This window comes from Stenotrophomonas sp. YJH_SMC_58 (assembly GCF_059369635.1).
Map to the genome: position 1 here is coordinate 154,531 of NZ_JCAFSW010000011.1, position 15,682 is coordinate 170,212.

Sequence of the window (15,682 nt, forward strand, 5' to 3'; positions counted from 1 at the left end):
TATCCACAGAACATGTGGATAAGACTGAATCTCCAATGGACACCGATATTTAGGTGACATTTAAGATTCGACGGAGGCCCCCCGGCAGTCTCTGGCCCCTGCCATCCGCGCGCGCATGGCCCGTTACACTGGCCCGATGCTTTCACCCATTCCGACCCTGCAGGTCGCCCTGCCCGTCCCGCTGCCGCGCCTGTTCGACTACCTGTCACCAGAGCGCGATGGCCCCACGGTCGCGGTCGGCTGCCGCCTGAAGGTGCCGTTCGGCAACCGCGAGCTGGTCGGCGTAGTGGTGGGGCACGGCCAGACCGATGACGGCCAGGGACTGCGCCAGGCCTTGGCCTGGTGCGACCCGCACCCGCTGCTCCAGGGCGAGCTGTGGCACAGCCTGCAGTGGCTGGCGCGCTACACCCATGCGCCACTGGGCGAGGTGCTGAGCACCGCCCTGCCGGGCCCGCTGCGCCATGGCGACGCCCTGCCCGACACCCATCACTGGGGCTGGCAGCTGACCGCCGAAGGCCGCGCCCAGCGCGAAAAACTGCGCGCCGGCAGCCGCCCCCGGCAGCTGGCCGAGCTGCTGGCCGACGCCATCGTCGATGAGGACGTGCTGGGCGAACGCATGGACGACTGGCGCACCGCCGCGCGCAGCCTGGCCAAGCGCGAGCTGGCCGAACGCGTGGCGCTGCGCGTCGCTCCGCAGCACGCGCAGCCACTGCCTGGCCCCACCCTCAACACGGAGCAGGCAGAGGCCGTGGCGGCGATCAACGCAGTCGAGGGCTTCCAACCGTTCCTGCTGGATGGCGTAACCGGCAGCGGCAAGACCGAGGTCTACCTGCAGGCCATCATCCACTGCCTGGCCCAAGGCAAGCAGGCGCTGGTGCTGGTGCCGGAAATCGGCCTCACCCCGCAGACCCTGGCACGCTTCCGCGGCCGCCTCGGCATCGCCGTGCATGCACTGCATTCGGGGTTGAACGACAACGAGCGCGCCCGGGTCTGGGCGGCGGCTTCGCGCGGCGAGGCACGGGTGATCGTCGGCACCCGCTCGGCGGTGTTCACGCCGCTGCCGCAGGCCGGCCTGCTGATCGTCGACGAGGAGCATGACGGCAGCTACAAGCAGCAGGATGGCATCCGCTACCACGCACGCGATTTCGCCCTGGTCCGGGGCAAGGCGCTGGGCGTTCCGGTGCTGCTGGGCAGCGCTACGCCTTCACTGGAGACGCTGCACAACGCCTATGCCGGGCGCTACACCCACCTGCGCCTGAAGCAGCGTGCCGGTGATGCGCGGCCACCGCGCGTGCGCATCCTTGATGTGCGCAAGCGACCATTGCATGACGGCCTCTCGGCCGACGTGCTGGCCGGCATTGGCGAGCACCTGCAGCGCGGCCAGCAGGTGCTGGTGTTCAAGAACCGCCGTGGATATGCGCCGGTACTGCTGTGCCACGACTGCGGCTGGACCGCGCCATGCAACCGCTGCGATGCACCGATGACCGTGCATGGCGGCGGTCGTCGCCTGCAGTGCCATCACTGCGGTGCGCGGCAACCGGCGCCGCTGGCATGCCCCGCGTGCGGGAGTCTGGCGCTGCAACCGCAGGGCATCGGCACCGAGCGCCTGGAAGAACATCTCACCGCCGCCTTCGCCGACTTCCCGGTGGTGCGCATCGACCGCGGCACCACGTCGCGACGCGATGCACTGGAACAACAGCTGGCGAAACTGGGCGACCAGCCCGGCATCCTGGTCGGCACGCAGATCCTGGCCAAGGGCCACGACCTGCCCAAGCTGACCCTGGTGGTGGTGGCCGGCATCGACGAAGGCCTGTTCTCCGCCGACTTCCGCGCCAGCGAGAAACTGGCGCAGCAGCTGATCCAGGTCGCCGGTCGCGCCGGACGCGCGCGCGACCCGGGCGAAGTCTGGCTGCAGACGCATCACCCGGGGCACCCACTGCTGGAAACCCTGGTCAGCGGTGGCTACCACCCGTTCGCGCAGGCCGAGTTGAACCAGCGCCAGGCCGCAGGATTCCCGCCGTTCGCGCATCTGGCGCTGATGCGCGCCGAAGCGCAGCAGGTGGAGCATGCCAATGCATTCCTGCTGGCAGCGCGACAGCTGCTGGGCGAGCAGGACGTGGTGGAAGCCTATGGACCCATGCCGGCGCCGATGCCACGGCGCGCCGGTTACCAGCGCGCCCAGCTGCTGCTGTCTGCCGCGCAGCGGCCACCGCTGCACGGGGTGCTTTCGCAACTGGTACCGCAGCTGTATGCGCTGCCGGAAGCACGCAAGGTGCGCTGGTCGCTGGATGTGGATCCGACGGATCTTTATTGAGGGGTCAGAGCCCACCCGTCGGGTGGGATCCGACCCCGATGCCCTGGGGTCGGATCCCTTTTCGCAGAAAAGGGCTCTGACCCCGGACGCTTTCGCTTACGTCAGCGGCGACATCACGCCGCGCTGGTAGGCGGGGCGCTCGCGAAGACGGGCGTACCAGTCGGCCAGGTGCGGCAGTTCCGGACGCTGGATCGGCAGTTCGAACCAGGCATAGATCAGCGAGCCCAGCGGGATGTCACCCATCGCGAATGTCTCGCCGGACAGCCACGGCTGCTTGGCCAGGGTGGCATCGGCCATCGCCAGGTAGTCGCCGGCGCGCACGATGGCGGCATTGATCCGCGCTTCGTCGCGGTCGGCCGGGGCGGTGCGCATGATGCCCCAGATCAGGTCGGTGTACAGCGGCGCCATGCGCGAGGTGCTCCAGTCCATCCACTTCTCGGCCTGGGCGCGTTCCATCGGGTCTTCGGCGTACAGCGTGCCCAGCGCGTAGCGCGCACTCAGGTAGCGCACGATGGCGTTCGATTCCCACAGCGGCAGGCCGTGGTCTTCGATCACCGGTACCAGGCCATTGGGATTCATCGCCTGGTATTCCGGCGTCTGCGTGCCGCCGTGGCTGCCACCGACCTCGATGGACTCGTACGGCAGGCCGATTTCCTCGGCACACCACAGCACCTTGCGGACGTTGCTGGAATTGCGACGGCCCCAGATCTTCAACATGCGGGTATTCCTTGCTGGCAATGCGAGCGGCAACGATACCCCTGATCGGGCGGGGTGTGTGCATGCCGGATGCGGGATCTGGCGTCCGGGAATTGCCGGCCAGCGGCCGGCACTACCGGTTCCTCGCTGGCCAGCGGCCGGCATTACCGGTTCTTTTTCGGCAGCGCGCGCACGTAGGACGACTTGCCATCCTTCTTCAGTTCGAACAGGCCGATCGCGGCCAGCAGATCGCTGAGCTTGCCGTAGCCATAGTTGCGCGGGTCGAACGACGCCTGGTTGCCGATCTGGCTGCCGACCGGGCCGAGGTGCGACCAGCCATCCTCGCCCTCGGCCGCGGACACCGCGCGGCGCAGCATCTTCACCAGCCGCGTGTCGCTACGCATTTCCGCACCGCTCTTGCGCGGGCGCGCATCGTCGTTGGCCACCGGCTCGTTCGAGGCCTGTTCGCTGGAGGCCTGTTCGGTATCCGGCACGCTGGCGTGGGTCTGGCCCAGTGCTTCCAGGTAGGTGAATTTCGAGCACGCGTTGACGAACGGCTCGGGTGTTTTCTTCTCGCCGAAACCGTACACCTTCACGCCATCGGTCAGCAGGCGCATCACCATCGGGGTGAAGTCCGCATCGCTGGAGACGATGGCAAAGCCATCCAGGTTGCGTGCGTACAGCAGGTCCATGGCATCGATCACCATCGCCATGTCCGAGGCATTCTTGCCCTTGCTGTAGGCGAACTGCTGGATGGGACGGATCGCATACTCATGCAGCACCGCTTCCCACCCCTTCAGTCGCGGGCTCTTCCAGTTGCCATAGGCGCGGCGCACGTTGGCCACCCCATAGCGGGCCACTTCGGCCAACACCTCGTCGATCTTCGAGGCCGGCGCATTGTCGGCGTCGATCAACAGGGCGATGCGCTTTTCCGGTTCGCTCATGGACTCCTCGCGGGCGGTTGCCTGAACCCGAGTATCGCCGATCCACGCGGGCGCTGACGTGACAGGCAGTCGCCGTGCGAAGATGCCAGGCGCTTCCCCCAATGCCCCCACTGGAGTGAGTCGATGAGTCGCGAGCGCGTTCCCCACCTGGTTGTTGTCGGCGGCGGTTTTGCCGGTCTCTGGGCCACCCGTGCCCTGGCCCGCGAGCGCATACGCATCACCCTGGTCGACCGCCGCAACCATCATCTGTTCCAGCCGCTGCTGTACCAGGTGGCCACCGCCGGCCTGTCCGCGCCGGATATCGCTGCACCACTGCGCCATATCCTCGGCCACCAGCGCAACGTGGAAGTCCGCCTCGGCGAAGTGGTCGCCATCGACAAGCAGGCCCGGCAGATCCGCATGGCCGATGGCAGCACGCTGGACTACGACAGCCTGCTGCTGGCCACCGGCGCCACCCACGCCTACTTCGGCAACGACCAGTGGGCCGATGATGCGCCCGGCCTGAAGACGCTGGACGATGCGATCGCGCTGCGCCGCAAGCTGCTGCTGGCGTTCGAGCGCGCCGAGGCGGAACCGGACCCGGCGAAGAAGGCCGCATGGCTGAGCTTCGCGGTGGTCGGTGGCGGTCCCACTGGTGTTGAACTGGCCGGCACCCTGGCCGAGATCGCGCGGCATACGTTGCGCAACGAATTCCGCCACATCGACCCGGCCAGCGCCAAGGTGCGGCTGGTCGAGGCCGGCCCGCGCGTGCTGTCCTCGTTCCCGGAAGTACTTTCGCTGAAAGCACGCCGCCAGCTGGAAAAGCTGGGCGTGGAAGTGCTGACCGGTACCCCGGTGAGCGACATCGACAGCCAGGGCTTCACGCTCGGTGACCAGTTCGTACCGGCCCGCACCGTGGTCTGGGCCGCCGGCGTGGCCGCTTCACCGCTGGCGCGCACGCTGGACGTGCCGCTGGACCGCGCCGGCCGCGTGCCGGTGCAACCGGACCTGACCCTGCCCGATCACCCGGAGCTGTTCGTGGCCGGTGACCTGGCCGCACTGAGCCAGGCCGACGGCAAGCCGGTACCCGGCGTGGCACCCGCTGCCAAGCAGATGGGCAAATACGTGGCCGAGGTGATCCGCGCACGCCTGCACGGCAAGCCCGAGCCCGGCCCGTTCAAGTACGCCGACTACGGCAACCTGGCCACCATCGGTCGCATGGCCGCGATCGTGCACCTGGGGCGGCTGCAGCTGTCGGGCGTGCTGGCCTGGTGGTTCTGGCTGGCCGCGCACGTGTTCTTCCTGATCGGCTTCCGCAACCGCATCGTGGTGCTGCTGAACTGGGCCGTGGCGTACTGGAGCTACCAGCGCAGCGCGCGCATCATCTTCGGTGATGACCAGGAAGACCGGCGACCCCGACGGTAGTGCCGGCCGCTGGCCGGCTGCCGCGCGGTCCGCCCCCTCTCCGCAGGAAAGGGCTCTGACTCCGTCAACATCATCCATGCATGGCGTGGATCTACCGCTTCATCGGGCCACCGGGCGCCCGCCGTTTCGACCATGCGCGGCAGAAGTCCTCCTTCCTTGCGGTGTCGGCAATCTGCGCGGCACTCCAGTTGCGGGTAATCCAGATCGTCAGTGCCGTGCTGCTCAGATGCCAGCGCAGCATGTCGTGCCGTGGCTGCCGCCAAAGATGGCGGCGGGCAATCCAGAACGCCTCCCGTTCCACCTCTGGCACCTTCTTCTTCATCGCGTCGTCGTCGAAGAACTGCGCGGCGAAACTCCAGGGATTCATCGGCTGAAATCCTGTTCGCGGTTCACTGCTGCACGCAGCCACACCACTGGGCGCGCGGTCCGCCGGCTGCGGCCGGCCTTCCACCAGCGCCAGCCCGAACAGGTACAGCAGGCCAGGCAGCAGTGCGATGCCGGCGGCCAGTACGACGACGGAGACCCATGCCTTACCGGCGGCACGCATCGCGCTCACTTCGCCTTCGGTTTCGGGTACCACAACGCGTTGACGATGATCCAGCGCTGGTCGAAGCGCCCCATGTGGAAGTAATCGACGAACCACGGCGTTTCCAATCGCACCGAGGCGGCATTGCCGGTCACGTCCAGCACCGTGCAGCGGCGGTCCCATTGATCCTTTGGGGTCTTCAGTGCGCCCTGCTTTGTCAACGAGACCAGTTCTTCCTTCGACATGCGGCGCAGGCCCAGCCGCTCGTCGGGCGTATCGCCGAGGACCGCGCGCTTGGCCAGGTCCGGGTGCAGGGAGCGGGCGACGCGCTGCGGGTCGGCCTCCAGTTGGCCGTCGACGTAGTCATGGCAGGTGGCTTCGATGGCCACGAGGGTGGCCGGGTCGGCAGCGGGACTGGTTGACGCAGAGAGAGCGAACAACAGGGCGACGGTGGACATCCGGGTCTCCAGCGCTGAGGGCTGGGCGATCATCGCATGGCGGCACAGAGGCATCCATGTATGCCATGGATCTACAGGGACCCGGCATCCACCGCCTGCAACCACGCCAGCTTGCGCTCGCGCGGCAGCTGCTTGAGCTGCCATTCGGCCCGCGAGGCGGCGGCCCGGTCCGGGTATTCGCGCACGGCCAGCACGCGCAGCGGTGGCCGGGCCCGGGTGTAGCGCGCGCCCTTGCCGGCCTGGTGGGCGGCGAAGCGCGCGTCCACGTCGGTGCTGATGCCGGCGTAATAGCTGCCATCGCGGCATTCGAGCAGGTACAGGAACCACGGGCGGAGGGACGGGGCCATGCCCGGATTATGCCGTGCTGCACTGCAGCGGATATACTGGCGCCCGAATGCAGGAGAGAGGCGCCGCGCTGGCGCCCGCCGAAGGCGCAGGCTCCCATGATCGCTCAGGCCGGTGGGCTGGAATCCCACCAACCATGCATTCGACTCGCCGAGCTGGAGAGAGGTCACCGGGCACGCCCGGGACGATCCGCCGAAGGGGCACGCGGCCCATGCCGCTGAACTCTCAGGCAAAAGGACAGCGGGAGCGGCACCGGTCATCGTCATCCCGTCATTGCGCAGGCAGTGGCGGTAGTCGCGCATGGCCGGCCCCACCGCGCCCGGAGCCTGTCCCATGCTGCTGTCCATCATCTACCTGATCGCCATTTCCGCCGAAGCCATGACCGGCGCACTTTCTGCCGGCCGCCGCCGCATGGACCTGTTCGGCGTGGTCATGATCGCCTGCGTCACCGCACTCGGCGGTGGTTCACTGCGCGACATCCTGCTCGGCCACTACCCGCTGGGCTGGGTGAAGCATCCCGAGTACCTGGGCTTCACCGTGTGCGCGGCGCTGATCGCCACCTGGGTGGCGCGCTGGATGCACCACTTCCGTCGCACCTTCCTGGTGCTCGATGGCCTGGGCCTGATCGCCTTCACCCTGATCGGCTGCTCGATCGCGCGCGAAGCCGGCCATGCGATGCCGATCGTGCTGATCGCCGGCATGCTGACCGGCGCGTTCGGCGGCGTGCTGCGCGACATCCTCTGCAACGAGGTGCCGCTGATCTTCCAGAAGGAGCTGTACGCGATCATCGCGCTGCTGACTGGCGCGGCCTACCTGTTGCTGCTGCACTGGGGCGTGGCCGACGCCACCGCGATCCTGTGCTGCCTCGGCGGCGGCTTCGCGCTGCGCCTGCTGGCGATCCACTACCGCTGGGAAATGCCGAAGTTCGTGTACCACGACGAAGTGCATTGAGGTTCGCGCGGCGGAATCCGCACCACCCCGGCGATGTACCTGGCGCTGTCGCTCATGCGCAGCGCCAGGCGCATCGCCGGTGCAGATGGGCCGGTCTCCAACTCCGACCGGCCCTGATCGCGGCCGCACCCCCGCAGGCGCTGGCCGCCATCCACACACGTGCCGCACTCAAGCGGCTTCGGACACCTTCACGTCGCGACGGGCGCGCACGGCCGCGGCCAGTCGCTCCAGCACCGTCACGGTGGTGTCCCAGTCGATGCAGCCATCGGTGATGCTCTGCCCGTAGACCAGCGGTTGGCCTTCCACCAGTTCCTGGCGGCCACCGACCAGATGGCTCTCGATCATCACGCCAACGATGCGCTGTTCGCCGTCTTCCAGCTGAACAGCAATGTCCTCGATCACCTTCGGCTGGTTTTCCGGGTTCTTCAGGCTGTTGGCGTGGCTGGCGTCGATCATCAGGCGCGTCGGCAGCTTGGCCTTGGTCAGCGCCTGGCAGGCCTCGGCGACACTGGTCGCGTCGTAGTTCGGCTGCCTGCCACCACGCAGGATCACATGGCAATCCGGGTTGCCGGTGGTCGACACGATGGCGGTGCCGCCCTGCTTGGTCACCGACAGGAAATGATGCGGATTGGACGCCGCACCCACCGCGTCAGCGGCGATCTTGACGTTGCCATCGGTGCCGTTCTTGAAGCCGACCGGGCACGACAGCCCCGAGGCCAGCTCACGATGCACCTGGCTTTCGGTGGTACGTGCGCCGATCGCGCCCCACGCCACCAGATCGGCGATGTATTGCGGCGAGATCACGTCGAGGAACTCGACGCCGGCCGGCAGGCCGAGCTTGTTGATGTCGCGCAGCAGGCCACGGGCGATGCGCAGGCCCTTGTCGATCCTGAAGCTGCCGTCCAGGTCCGGATCGTTGATCAGGCCCTTCCAGCCCACCGTGGTGCGCGGCTTCTCGAAGTACACGCGCATCACGATTTCAAGTTCCCCGGCCAGCGCGTCACGCAGCGGCTTCAGGCGCTGGGCGTACTCGATGGCGGCCTTCGGGTCGTGGATCGAGCATGGGCCAACCACCACTGCCAGGCGGTCGTCACGGCCATGCAGGATCTGGTGCAGGGCCGCGCGCGAGGCGCTGACGGTGTCGGAGGCTTCATCGTCACACGGCAGCATCGCCAGCAGCTGGGCAGGCGGTGTCAGCGGTTCGATGGTGCGGATACGCAGGTCGTCGGTGTGCGGGGGCATTGGGGGAGGTCTCCGGAACGTTGGGGGTCCCCAGCGTGGCAGCATGAAAAAAGCCGCCAGGTTCGCTGGCGGCTTTCGGGAATGCGTCTGAAGCTTTCTTCAGGGTGAGCGCAGTCCTTCCTCCGCCAGTGGCTTCGGAAAGTAATACCAGTAAAAGCGGGTGGCGGCTGCGTTCATGGGTTGTATTGATAGCACAGCTTTTGCGCAGTGCAAAATGTTTCATCCGCAACTGGGGACGCGGTTCAGCGAGATGCGCGCCGGCCCTGCCCACGCGGCGGCAACCACGCAACGTCGCTCATTTGCCATGCACTTCCACGTCCAGCAGCAGGCCCTCATGGATGTCGGCCCAGCGTTCCAGCACGCGATCCAGTTCCTGCCGGGCCTCGTCCAGCTGCTCGGGGTTGAGCAGGGAACGCGCGGTGTAGAGATCGGAAACCAAGCGCCGCAGGGCCGATTCCTGGATGGCCACCGACGGCCCCTCCAGCCCCGGCAACTGCAACGCCGGGCTGTCGCCAAGAGGGCCGAACAGCGTGACCTGGAGCGTGCTCTGCATGATCGACTTTCCTGCGGATGGGCATGGGCAATGTCCTGTTTACCGCGTCTGGGTGACAGGCGCATGTGCCACCCATGCCCAGCACGGAATCTGCCGGCGTCTGCCGCGCCGCTACAAGGCGGCCAGGTCGGCAAGGTGCTGGGCCATGCTGTCCATCGCGCCTACCGCCTGGGTGGTGGTGAAGTACTCATGCCAGCCGGTAGCGGCAATGCCGGCCATCAACGCATCGACCTCCTCGCGGCTTGCGCAGCGCCAGACCGCATAGAACTGCTCATCGCTGCCGTGCGGTACGCCCGAGGCAATGCGGCCCATCGCCAGCGGCGTGATGCGGACCGGATCGAACTGCTGCATGCCGGCGCCGATACGGGCGAAGAAGGCGTTCCGCTGCTCGGGCGGAAGTGTGGTCCAGGCAGGGGTGGCGGTGTAGAGCTCGATGAAGGTGTGCGACATGGTGGTTCTTCCTTGAGGGTTCGGGGGTTGCCGGCCAGCGGCCGGCACTACCGGAGCGAGCGCAGCGCGCGTTTGCGGATGTAGGCGTTGGCGTCGCTGTGGCGCTCATGCTGCCAACGCGTACACAGCTGGCGCAGCCACTGCGGCTGGGTCTTGCCGGCATCGTTGAGCCAGTTTCCGACCGAATCCTGCACATAGCGTTCCGGATCGTCGGCCAGTGCTTCCAGCAGCGCGGATGCATGTTCCGGGCGCTGCTTGAACAGTGCGATATGCGTGGCCCAGACACCGCGCGGACGCAGTGCTTCGCAGGCGAAGCGGCGCAGGTACGGCGATGTTTCCTGTGACCACGGTTGCAGGTGCTCCAGCGCCTGCAGTGGTGCGGCAACGATGTCCGTGCGTAGTGCCAGCCACGCCCATTCGCGCACACCGAAATGGGGGTCATCGGCCAGTGTGCGCATCTGCTGCAGTTTCCCTGCCAGCGTTGCGCGGGCATCGCTGCCGATCAGGTAGCAGGCCCAGCCACGCACGGTATCGGAGCTGTGATGCTGCCAAAGCGCAGGCGCCCCCTGCCCCGCCTCACGCAGCAGTTGCGCAGCCAGGGCCATGCGCAGGGTGATGCCCTTGCCTGAGGCGTCCCGCATGCGTTGCTGCGCCTCCGGTGCAAGCGCAGGCGCCACCACCTGCAGCAGCGCGGCAAAATCCACTGCCAGGCATTCTGCCAGATGGGTGGCGGGGACGCGGCCGGTGTTGAGTGCTTGCCGGCGTTCCGCAGGAATGGCCGTGCTCATGCTGCGGATTCCCGCCCGGCGTCCGTGTACTGCCAGACCTTGCGCAGCAGCTGTGACAGCTGCTGCTGTTCATCAGCATCCAGGCCGTTGAACAGCCCACCGATCCATTGCGTGTGCTGCTCGAACAGCGATTCGGCCAAACGCTTTCCCGGTGCGGTCAACACGATCTGCAGGCGGCGGCCATCCCCGTCATCGTTGCGACGCTGCAGCAGGCCTTCGCGCTGCAGGCCGTCGAGCAGGCCGCTGATGGTGGCGCGGGTCACGCCGGCGCGCTCGGCCAGCACATGCGGCGGCAGTGCGCCACCGGCCCCGTGCAACAGGAACAGCACGATGAAGCGACCCTCGCTGAGCCCATGCGGTGCCAGCCGCGCGGCGCAGTCGCGATCGATCGACGAGGACAGCGAGAGCAGCTGGAAACACAGGCGCAGCGGCGCGATGTTGGCGTGACCGCGTCGCTGCGCTTCCTCGATCAGGGCATGGTGCTTGGCTTCGATCATCTCACGCACGTGATATGGTTAGGCGCCTAATCATACAGCCAAACAGCCGCTGCCTGTAAACCACAGCCGATATCAGGTGAACTTTCCCAGCAGCAGGCACGCAACCAGCCCGCCGCCCTCCCGGTGCAGCAGCTGCAGTTCGCCCGCGTGCCGCCTCGCCACATTTGCGGCCACTGCCAGCCCAAGTCCCGCTCCACCGGTGGTGCGACTACGAGAACGCTCGCTGCGCTGGAACGGTTGCAGCAGGCGTACTCGGTCGCCCTCGGCGATACCTGGGCCCCGATCCATCACCTCCAGCTGGACCCCTCGCTCAACCACGGCAAGCCGCAGTTCCACCGCCCCGGCATAGCGATCGGCATTGTCGATAAGGTTGTCGAACGCGCGCCGAAGCAGCAACGCGTCGCCGTGCCAGGGCAGACTGTCCGGCCCCTGCATGGAGATCTCGACACCGCGCAGCAACGCTGCCTGCACGCACTCCTCCAGCAGCGCGGCCAGATCCAGCGGGCGCATCTGCAACGGCTGCAGTTCACCGCGTGCGTAATCGAGCACCTGCTCGATCATCGTGTCCATGCGCTCGATGTCCGCCACCATCCGGGCCGCCTGTGGTGTGGGCGCGAACTCGGCGCGCAGTCGCAGGCCGGTCAATGGTGTGCGCAGGTCGTGCGCCACTGCAGCCAGCATATGGGTCATGTCCTGGGCCTGCGCACGCAGGCGCTCTCGACCGGTGCCGATCGCGGCGGCCAGCATCTGTACCTCGCGCGGGCCATCATCCGGCAGGGGCGTGTCGGCTTGCAGGTCCACGCGTGCACTGGCATCGGCCAAGCGTCGTAGTGGACGCCCCAGCCGGATCGATGCCCACGCCGCCAGCGGCGCCAGCAACACGGCACCGCCCAGCAGCGCCAGTATCACCTGTCGCCGCCAAGCTGCCAGATCACTGTGATCGCTGCCGACCACCCGCCAGCGGCCATCGGCCTGGCGCACGCCCAGTTCAAACGGCGGCCATTGCATCGCGGTCAGCAGCGCGGCCTGCGCCTTCAGTACACCGACCCGCGCCGTGCCGTCGAGCACCTCGCCGCCTTCGATGACCTGTACATCAGGCGCCTTGCCCTGTCCGCTCCAGACCAGGCGCACCTCCTTCGCCGGCAAACCCATCTGCAGCGCCGCCAACTGGGTGAGCCAGTCACTGGCACTGCCCTTTGGTGGCGCATCCTGCGTCGCCAGATGCAGGCCCAGTGGTGCCGCGGCCTGCTCCCCCCGCAGCACCTGCACGGCCTGGTCCAACCGCATCGGTGGCGGCGCGGGCCGAGGCATCCAGCCAACCACGGCCACGCTGACCAGTGTCGCCAGCAGCAGGCTGGCCAGGGCCAGCATCGTGATCCAACGCGCGGTCGGCCACCGGCTATTCACAGCACCTGTACCTCGGCGTGGAAGCGATAGCCTTCGCCACGCGATGTCTGCACCAGGGCTTCCGCACCGGGTGAGGCCTGCCCGAGCTTGCGGCGCAGGCGGCTGATCGCCAGGTCGACCGCGCGGTCGACGCTGTCACTCGGTTCGCCACGGCTCAGCTGCAGCAGCTGCTCGCGCCCCAGCACCCGCCCGGGGCGTTCGGCCAGCGCCAGCAACAGGCTGAATTCACCACGGCTGAGCACCAGCTCGTTCCCATCCGGCGCCAGCAGGCGACGTTGTTCCGGCAGCAACCGCCAACCAGAAAAGCGCAGTTCACTGGCTACCTGCGCGCGCAGCTTGTCCTGCCGGCGCAGCAGCGCGCGTACCCGCGCCAGCAGCTCGCGCGGATCGAACGGCTTGGCCAGGTAGTCGTCCGCGCCCATCTCCAGGCCGATCACCCTGTCCGGTGCGCTGCCCATCGCCGACAGCATCAGGATCGGAATGGCCCGTGCCTGCAGCCGGCGGCAGACCGACAGGCCATCCTCACCGGGCATCATCCAGTCGAGGATGATCACGTCCGGGCGATCGACCTGCAGCAGCACGTCCAGCGCCGTCGCGTCCGCTGCCACCCGTACCTGGTAGCCATGCAGCAACAGGCAATCGGCGATGGCATCACGGATGCTGGCGTCGTCATCGACAACGATGACACGGGCGGGAGTCGTCATGCAGGCAGTATCAGGCAGGTCTGTATCAGGACGGTATCAACGCCGATATTCCCGCGATACGGCGCTGCGCGCCAATGGTCACCCATGATCACTGCGGAGACTTGCCTTGCGCCTCATCCCATTCGTCCTGCTTGCTGCCCCGCTGGCTGCGCTGGCGTCCGATTCCCCCGAACACATCCTGCCGATGTGGATGCAGGGCGGTCATCCGGCCGTGGCCGTGTCGCTGGACGGGCGTGCCGAACCGCTGCGCTTCGTGGTCGACAGCGCGGCAGGCGCCACGCTGGTCGATGACCGCGTCGTGCGGCGCTACGGTCTGGGGGATGCGGATGCAGAGGTATCACAGGCCCAAGGGGCAAGTGCAGCCTCCGCGCGGCTGCAGCGCATACGCAGAACGTCCTGGCAGCTGGGCAGTTGGCAGCTGCAGGCCCAAGCCATGAAGGTCGATCTGTCGTCGTTGCCGAAGGACGATGATCCGGCCATTGACGGCTTGATCGGCAACGATCTGACCGGACGCTGGGACACCCGTTGGGACTTCGGCCGCAATCAACTGGCGCTGTGGACACCCGGCGGATTGAATCTGGAAGGACCGGGTTGCCAGCCCAATGCGCTGCCCGGACGCACTGACGGCCTGCGCCAGTTCGGTTTCATCATGCTTGGACTGGGCGCGCCCGCGGTGGACGCCATCGCCGTGGTCGACACCGGTGCCGCGCAGACCGTCCTCAACGCCGAAGCAGCCCGCGCACTGGGGCTGCGCACCGACGGCAGCGACGCACGGGTGCGGGTGCGTGAAAAGGGCACCGAAGGCCTGGGCGGCGGAAAGCAGGCAACCTGGCTGTACACCCTGCCCGGCATGGCCGGCAACGGCTGGCAGCACCCCTCGATGGAGGTCCGCATCAGCGAACTGCCAGTGTTCAAGGCGATCGGCCTGGAGGGCCGGCCGGCGCTGATCCTTGGTGCGGATGCAATGCGCGGCGGCCAGGTGGACATCGGTGCCGGCGCGTCCCGGATCTGCCTGCGCCGGCCGCAGGCCAGCTGACATCCGGCAATGACGCCAGCGGCAGCCTGGCGTAGCATCACCGTGCGCCCCACCAGGAGTTCCACGCATGTGCCGTGCTGCCCTGATGTTGCTGACGCTGTTCCCGCTGGCCGTGCTGGCTGCACCTCCCCCGGTACCCTCGCCAGCCCGCATCGATGCCGAAGCGCAGCGGTTGATGCATGCCGCACAGGCGCGCGGCATGGCACTGGCGGTGATCGACGGCGGAAAGGTGGTGCACGTCGCCGCCTACGGCGAGCGCAATACCGCAGGCGAACCACTGCGCACCGATACGGTGATGTACGCCGCCTCGCTGACCAAGATGGCATTCGGCCATCTGGTCGCGCAGCTGGCGCAGGACCGCAGGATCGATCTGGATGCCAGCATCGCCACAGCGCTGGACAAGCCGTTGCCGGACTATCCGCCCGAAACGAAGAAGTACGCCGACTACCGCGTGCTGGCCGATGATGCGCGCTGGCGCCAGCTCACCCCACGCCTGCTGCTCAACCACGCCAGTGGCTTTGCCAACTTCGCGTTTCTTGAACCGGACGGCCGGCTGAAGTTCAACTTCGATCCAGGCAGCCGCTACGGCTATTCCGGCGAAGGGCTGATCCTGCTGCAGTTCGTGATCGAACGCGGACGGCTGGGCGAGGATGTGGGTGCGTTGATGCAGCAGCGGGTATTCGACCGCTTCGGCATGACCCGCACCAGCATGATGTGGCGCGGGGACTTCGCCACCAACCTGGCCGACGGCTGGACCATGGAGGGCACCGCCGAGCCGCACGATGAGCGCAGCCGCGTGCGCGCGGCCGGTTCGATGGATACCACCATCGCCGACATGGCCCGTTTCGCCGCCGGCTACGTGCGCGGCGATGGGCTGTCAGCGAAGATGCGCAAGGAGCTGGTGCGGCCGCAGCTGCCGATCACCACCGCCAGCCAGTTCCCCACACTGCAGCCGGAGCTGCCGAAGGCGCTGCAGCGCAGGGACCTGGCGGCCGGCCTGGGGGTGGTGACGTTCCGTGGCCCGCAAGGCGCGGGCTTCTACAAGGGCGGCCACGATGATGCAGTCGGTAATACGCTGGTGTGCGTCGAGCAGCAGCAGCGCTGCGTGGTGATCCTGGGCAACGATGTGCGCGCCGAGGCGACCTTCCCGGCGCTGGTGGCCTTCGTGCTCGGCGACATCGGCGTACCGTGGCAGTGGGAGTACGGCGCTGCGAAGGCATTCGTGAAGTAGCAACTGTCTTGTCAGGGGCAGCCGAGGGCCACCTCGGCGTCTCGCTTACGGGCGTTGAGGATCACCAGCATTTTGCGCATGACCGCCACGAGCGCCACCTTGCTCGCTTTGCCCTTGGCCTTCAGGCCAGCGTAAA

The 15,682-nt window shown here is 67.5% G+C and carries 17 protein-coding genes, 1 pseudogene and 2 riboswitches; of the genes and pseudogenes, 5 read left to right on the plus strand and 13 right to left on the minus strand.

Annotated elements, in window-relative coordinates:
- Positions 1–136: 136 nt before the first annotated feature.
- Complete coding sequence (locus AC5P68_RS15235; protein ID WP_231522805.1) at positions 137–2,314, plus strand: primosomal protein N'; 2,178 nt, start codon at positions 137–139, stop codon at positions 2,312–2,314.
- Positions 2,315–2,410: 96 nt separating this feature from the next.
- Here AC5P68_RS15235 and AC5P68_RS15240 read toward each other — a convergent pair whose 3' ends face one another.
- Both AC5P68_RS15240 and AC5P68_RS15245 read right to left on the minus strand, forming a co-directional pair.
- Positions 2,411–3,031: a glutathione S-transferase family protein gene (locus AC5P68_RS15240; RefSeq protein ID WP_005414615.1), complete on the minus strand. Its 621-nt coding sequence runs from the start codon at positions 3,029–3,031 to the stop codon at positions 2,411–2,413.
- A gap of 143 nt (positions 3,032–3,174) precedes the next feature.
- Positions 3,175–3,954, minus strand: coding sequence for an NYN domain-containing protein (locus AC5P68_RS15245; protein WP_005411210.1), 780 nt, complete (start codon positions 3,952–3,954; stop codon positions 3,175–3,177).
- A 123-nt stretch (positions 3,955–4,077) separates the two neighbouring features.
- Between AC5P68_RS15245 and AC5P68_RS15250 the strand changes: the two genes are divergently transcribed.
- On the plus strand, positions 4,078–5,358 hold the full coding sequence (locus tag AC5P68_RS15250) for an NAD(P)/FAD-dependent oxidoreductase (RefSeq protein ID WP_012481378.1): 1,281 nt from the start codon (positions 4,078–4,080) through the stop codon (positions 5,356–5,358).
- 91 nt (positions 5,359–5,449) lie between these two features.
- Here the strand turns inward: AC5P68_RS15250 and AC5P68_RS15255 are convergent, their stop codons facing one another.
- The 3 genes from AC5P68_RS15255 to AC5P68_RS15265 form a co-directional block, all read right to left on the minus strand.
- The gene (locus AC5P68_RS15255) at positions 5,450–5,905 is read right to left on the minus strand and encodes a hypothetical protein (protein ID WP_049402293.1); all 456 of its coding nucleotides are present in this window, start codon (positions 5,903–5,905) and stop codon (positions 5,450–5,452) included.
- A 5-nt stretch (positions 5,906–5,910) separates the two neighbouring features.
- Positions 5,911–6,342 carry a nuclear transport factor 2 family protein gene (locus AC5P68_RS15260; RefSeq protein WP_164208784.1) on the minus strand — a complete coding sequence of 144 codons (432 nt, stop codon included), beginning with the start codon at positions 6,340–6,342 and terminating at the stop codon, positions 5,911–5,913.
- Between the two features lie 71 nt (positions 6,343–6,413).
- The gene (locus AC5P68_RS15265) at positions 6,414–6,689 is read right to left on the minus strand and encodes a GIY-YIG nuclease family protein (protein WP_024957887.1); all 276 of its coding nucleotides are present in this window, start codon (positions 6,687–6,689) and stop codon (positions 6,414–6,416) included.
- Positions 6,690–6,729: 40 nt separating this feature from the next.
- Positions 6,730–6,819: riboswitch (glycine riboswitch) on the plus strand.
- A gap of 13 nt (positions 6,820–6,832) precedes the next feature.
- A riboswitch (glycine riboswitch) is annotated at positions 6,833–6,936 on the plus strand.
- A gap of 84 nt (positions 6,937–7,020) precedes the next feature.
- On the opposite strand from AC5P68_RS15265, the gene AC5P68_RS15270 reads away from it, so the two are divergent.
- A complete protein-coding gene (locus tag AC5P68_RS15270; RefSeq protein WP_005411215.1) occupies positions 7,021–7,638 on the plus strand; it encodes a trimeric intracellular cation channel family protein in 618 nt (205 codons plus the stop codon).
- A 168-nt stretch (positions 7,639–7,806) separates the two neighbouring features.
- Here AC5P68_RS15270 and AC5P68_RS15275 read toward each other — a convergent pair whose 3' ends face one another.
- The 7 genes from AC5P68_RS15275 to AC5P68_RS15305 all read right to left on the minus strand — a co-directional run bounded on the left by AC5P68_RS15275 (position 7,807) and on the right by AC5P68_RS15305 (position 13,279).
- Positions 7,807–8,880, minus strand: coding sequence for a 3-deoxy-7-phosphoheptulonate synthase (locus AC5P68_RS15275; RefSeq protein ID WP_164208787.1), 1,074 nt, complete (start codon positions 8,878–8,880; stop codon positions 7,807–7,809).
- A gap of 295 nt (positions 8,881–9,175) precedes the next feature.
- The gene (locus tag AC5P68_RS15280) at positions 9,176–9,433 is read right to left on the minus strand and encodes a hypothetical protein (protein ID WP_005411217.1); all 258 of its coding nucleotides are present in this window, start codon (positions 9,431–9,433) and stop codon (positions 9,176–9,178) included.
- Between the two features lie 111 nt (positions 9,434–9,544).
- Positions 9,545–9,883 carry a DUF6616 family protein gene (locus AC5P68_RS15285; protein WP_005411218.1) on the minus strand — a complete coding sequence of 113 codons (339 nt, stop codon included), beginning with the start codon at positions 9,881–9,883 and terminating at the stop codon, positions 9,545–9,547.
- A gap of 47 nt (positions 9,884–9,930) precedes the next feature.
- Positions 9,931–10,671 carry a DNA alkylation repair protein gene (locus AC5P68_RS15290; RefSeq protein ID WP_099530458.1) on the minus strand — a complete coding sequence of 247 codons (741 nt, stop codon included), beginning with the start codon at positions 10,669–10,671 and terminating at the stop codon, positions 9,931–9,933.
- Positions 10,668–11,168, minus strand: a complete 501-nt coding sequence (locus AC5P68_RS15295) for a MarR family winged helix-turn-helix transcriptional regulator (RefSeq protein WP_164208806.1) — start codon at positions 11,166–11,168, stop codon at positions 10,668–10,670. Before AC5P68_RS15295 ends, AC5P68_RS15290 begins: the two co-directional genes overlap by 4 nt.
- Positions 11,169–11,240: 72 nt before the next feature.
- Positions 11,241–12,539, minus strand: a complete 1,299-nt coding sequence (locus AC5P68_RS15300) for a sensor histidine kinase (protein WP_231522804.1) — start codon at positions 12,537–12,539, stop codon at positions 11,241–11,243.
- Between the two features lie 32 nt (positions 12,540–12,571).
- The gene (locus AC5P68_RS15305; RefSeq protein ID WP_005411222.1) at positions 12,572–13,279 is read right to left on the minus strand and encodes a response regulator; all 708 of its coding nucleotides are present in this window, start codon (positions 13,277–13,279) and stop codon (positions 12,572–12,574) included.
- A gap of 106 nt (positions 13,280–13,385) precedes the next feature.
- Here AC5P68_RS15305 and AC5P68_RS15310 point away from each other — a divergent pair, with 106 nt between their 5' ends.
- Together AC5P68_RS15310 and AC5P68_RS15315 are read left to right on the plus strand one after the other, a co-directional pair.
- Positions 13,386–14,315, plus strand: a complete 930-nt coding sequence (locus tag AC5P68_RS15310) for an aspartyl protease family protein (protein ID WP_288416215.1) — start codon at positions 13,386–13,388, stop codon at positions 14,313–14,315.
- Positions 14,316–14,382: 67 nt separating this feature from the next.
- Positions 14,383–15,546 carry a serine hydrolase domain-containing protein gene (locus tag AC5P68_RS15315; protein ID WP_495217107.1) on the plus strand — a complete coding sequence of 388 codons (1,164 nt, stop codon included), beginning with the start codon at positions 14,383–14,385 and terminating at the stop codon, positions 15,544–15,546.
- An 11-nt stretch (positions 15,547–15,557) separates the two neighbouring features.
- Here AC5P68_RS15315 and AC5P68_RS15320 read toward each other — a convergent pair.
- Positions 15,558–15,682: pseudogene (locus AC5P68_RS15320) on the minus strand (IS110 family transposase); the annotation flags it as partial.